Source organism: Actinocorallia lasiicapitis, assembly GCF_054778695.1.
This window is the reverse complement of the sequence record NZ_BAAGZI010000527.1, coordinates 1-3277: the sequence shown is the minus strand read 5'-3', so window position 1 is coordinate 3277 and position 3277 is coordinate 1. Positions and strand designations below refer to the sequence as shown.

The window sequence follows — 3277 nt, the reverse complement described above, 5'->3', positions numbered from 1 at the left end:
CGGCGCGGCGCAGGGTCGGCAGCTCGGCCGCCTTCCGCTCGGGGACGACGCCCGAGCGCGCGCCGGAGAACGCCTCGACCTGGCGGTCGAACGGCTCCGCCGCCAGGAACTCCAGCGCCCCGGCCAGGATCGACGGCTGTTCCAGCAGCTCGCGGACCTGCTCGGGGAACGGCTCCTGGAACAGTGCGGGACCGATCCGCTCCCGGCCCCGGTCGGCCAGCAGCGCCGGATCGACCGTGATGAGGAGCCGTTCGGCCAGCTCGACCAGCGGCGCCAGCTCGTCGAGGTTGTCGTTGGTGAGGTTGCGGTGGTAGAGCTGCTCGGCCTCGCGGCGGCCGCCGGGCGTGCGCAGCGGCGCGGCCGAGCCGCGGCCGCCCGCGATCTGCAGCCGGACCAGGGCGATCTCCAGCTCCTCGTGCAGGCCGTCGGCGTGGGCCTCGCCCGCGACGGCGGCCAGCCGGGCCAGATCGCGTTCGGGACGTCCCCCGGAGCCCAGGATCGCCCTGCCGATCTTCTCGGCGCTCTGCGCGGGCAGCCTGCCCGCGGCCTTCTCCAGCCAGGCCAGCACGGGCTCCACCGCGTCGGGCGGCAGCGGATCGCCGACCAGCGCCCCCGCCGACAGCACCACCGGATGCCAGTCGGCCAGATCGTGCGGGCTGCCGTCGCCGAGGTTCACGGCCGACCGCCAGATCGACGCCGCGCGCTGCGGCCCCGCCCCGGCCAGCAGCTCCACGAGCGGCCGGTCGGGCACGTCCGAGATCTGCCCGCCGACCAGGTCGAACAGGTAGAAGGTCTCGAACGCGGCGGGCGACGGCTCGAAGTCCGCGCCCGGCACCGTGCCGATGACGTGCTGCCTGCTGTAGCCGGGCCGGTGCTGGTAGGTGCTGAACGACATCCGTTCGACCAGGGGCGGCGGCAGCAGATAGGAGAGCGCCGCGATCCAGTGGGCGATCCGGTCGGTGTCCCGGTCGTAGAGCACGACCGAGCGCTCGCCCGCCGTGATCGCCAGCTCGGCGGCCGCGAGCAGCGCGGGCAGGTGCTGCCGCGCCCCCGACGTGGTGAGGAAGCGGGCGACGGCCGCCCGGCTGAGCGGGCCCTGCGCGATCGGCTCCTCGGCCGGCGGGAGCACGGTCGTCGGCGACACCGTCGAGGTCCAGACGGGCGAGCCCCACAGCTCGATCGGCGGGGACTCCCACGCGCCGTCCCCGATCAGGGCGTGCACGAAGTAGTTGCCGAACCGGCCGGAGTAGTCGGCGCCGGTGAACGCGACGTTCGCGACGACCGGCCGCTCCCCCGGATCGAAGCACAGGTTGACCGGGCACTCCCGGATCTGCCGTTCGGTCGGGGCCAGCCCGAGGGAGCGCGGCGGCTCGTAGGCGGTCAGCCCCTCGATCCGGCGGAACTCCTGCTCGGGGGTGTCCGGGGTCGCGGCGTTCACCTGGAACCCGGCATAACCGGACAGCCCGGTCTCACAGGAGGTGTAGTACATCTGCCGGAACACGATCAGCTCCCCTGCGTTGGAATGATCTTGAACTGGCTGAGCAGCCAGAGGAACGGATCCTCGACCCGGTGCGGCCTGACCCCCGCCGCCGCGATCCGCCCGCCGCTGGGCGGCTCCCCCAGCGCCGACAGCCCGAAGAACGAGTAGTGCTGGTAACTGGTCTTCAGCAACTGGTCGATCTGGCCGCCGTCCCACTCGTGCAGCAGCGCCCTGACGTGCTCGTGCACCGCCGCCCGGTCGTCCAGGTCGACGGCCGGATCACCGGAAGGCGCCGTCTGCACCAGCGGGCTGCCCGGCTCGAAGGTGTCCCAGAGCGCGTCGATCTTGGAGAAGGCGACGGCCATCGGGATCGGCAGCTTCTTGCCCGGGCCCGTCCTGGTGGCCGTCTGGAGCAGTTCGGTGACCCGCGACAGCACGTTGAACGGGGTGTCGAACCCCGGGCCCCGGCCCGGCATCGGCGCGCCCGCCACCGCGTGCTCGCGCGCCCCCGCCATCTGCAGCGGATCCAGCAGCAGGATCACCCCGCTCGCCGACCGCAGATACCGCGTGTTCAGCTCGACGCTCTCGCTCGAGGTCAGGTCCTCGCCCGCGGTGTCGAAGAACGACATCAGCGTGGTCTTGGTCCGTTCGCCTCCGGCCAAGCCCCGCTTGTTGAGCGAGAACCGGAACACCAGCGGCAGCCGGTGCTCGGCAGCCGCGCTTCGGGTCGTGCCCGGCAACTGCCGCTCGGTGTAAAGGTCGTGCTCGAACCGCTCCGCGAACTGGCGGCGCGTGTGATCGTCCGAACCCTGGACGGACGCGTCGAACCGGCGGCCCACCCCGTGGTTCAGCTCGTGCAGCAGGACGGTCATGTACACCGTCTTGCCACTCTCCTTCGCGCCGATCATCGCGATCAGCCGGTTGTCGATCTTGCCGAAGTGGACGGGGAGCTGGCTGTGGCAGCGCGGGCAGACCCGCCGGGCCGTCCGGCCCGAGCACTCCGGGCAGACCGCGTCGTCCTGGCCGATCAGCCGGTTCCGCAGCCCCTTCACCGCGAAGGTCGGCGGCAGGGCGTCCTGCAGCCCGAACCGTTCGAACAGAAGGGGGTCGCGGAGCTTGCCGCAGGGGCCGCCACCGGGGCCCAGCAGGCCCGTGCAGCGGAACAGGATCTCCTTGGGGGCGAAATCCAGATAGCAGTAGGGGCAGACGAGTGAACTCATGACCTGTTCCAATTTCCTCGAAGCGCGCGCAGGGCCACCGCGCCGCCGTCCGGGCCGAAGCAGACCAGCCACGAACGGCGGCTCGCGGGCACCTCGAACTCGACCTCGACGGGCTGCACGGGCGTGATCCGCTGCTCGGGGGTCTGATGGACGACGTCGCCCTGATCCCTGCGGAGCGGTTTGGTGTGACCGGTGCCGTGCACCACGTCCAGCGGCGGCACCACCGTGTCGGCCTCCACGGTCAGGCGGAGCACGGCCCGGTCCGGTTTCAGCAGCATCCGGCGGCGTCTGATCTCATAGGTGACCTTCGCCCCCGACGCGGGGACCGAGGCGCGCAGCGGCGCCGACACCACGACGTCCTCGGAGTCCCGGGTGACGGCGCGGACCTCCACCCGTCCCGCGGACGGGCCAACGTCCAGCTCGCAGCCGCCGTTGTCCCGGTAGGCCTGCGCGCCGATCTCGACGGGCCGTCCCGGCCGGCCGGCCTGCGGAGTCCAGGTGACGGTCACGAGCGCTCCGGCGAGGACGAGCTCGAGTTGCTGGCCTTCCAGCCCGTGCCGCGTGTACAGGCGCACGC

3 protein-coding genes are annotated in these 3277 nt (G+C 72.4%); all 3 read right to left on the bottom strand.

Translation table 11 applies throughout. From position 1 onward, the window contains the following. Window positions 1–1501 (bottom strand): GTPase-associated protein 1-related protein (locus tag ACYVE7_RS31550; protein WP_460369910.1); only part of this gene is annotated, 1501 nt, incomplete at its 3' end. Window positions 1502–1503: 2 nt separating this feature from the next. Continuing rightward, on the bottom strand, window positions 1504–2700 hold the full coding sequence (locus tag ACYVE7_RS31545) for a TRAFAC clade GTPase domain-containing protein (protein ID WP_460369909.1): 1197 nt from the start codon (window positions 2698–2700) through the stop codon (window positions 1504–1506). Then, a partial coding sequence (locus ACYVE7_RS31540; protein WP_460369907.1) for a hypothetical protein occupies window positions 2697–3277 on the bottom strand: 581 nt, incomplete at its 5' end. The genes ACYVE7_RS31540 and ACYVE7_RS31545, both read right to left, overlap by 4 nt.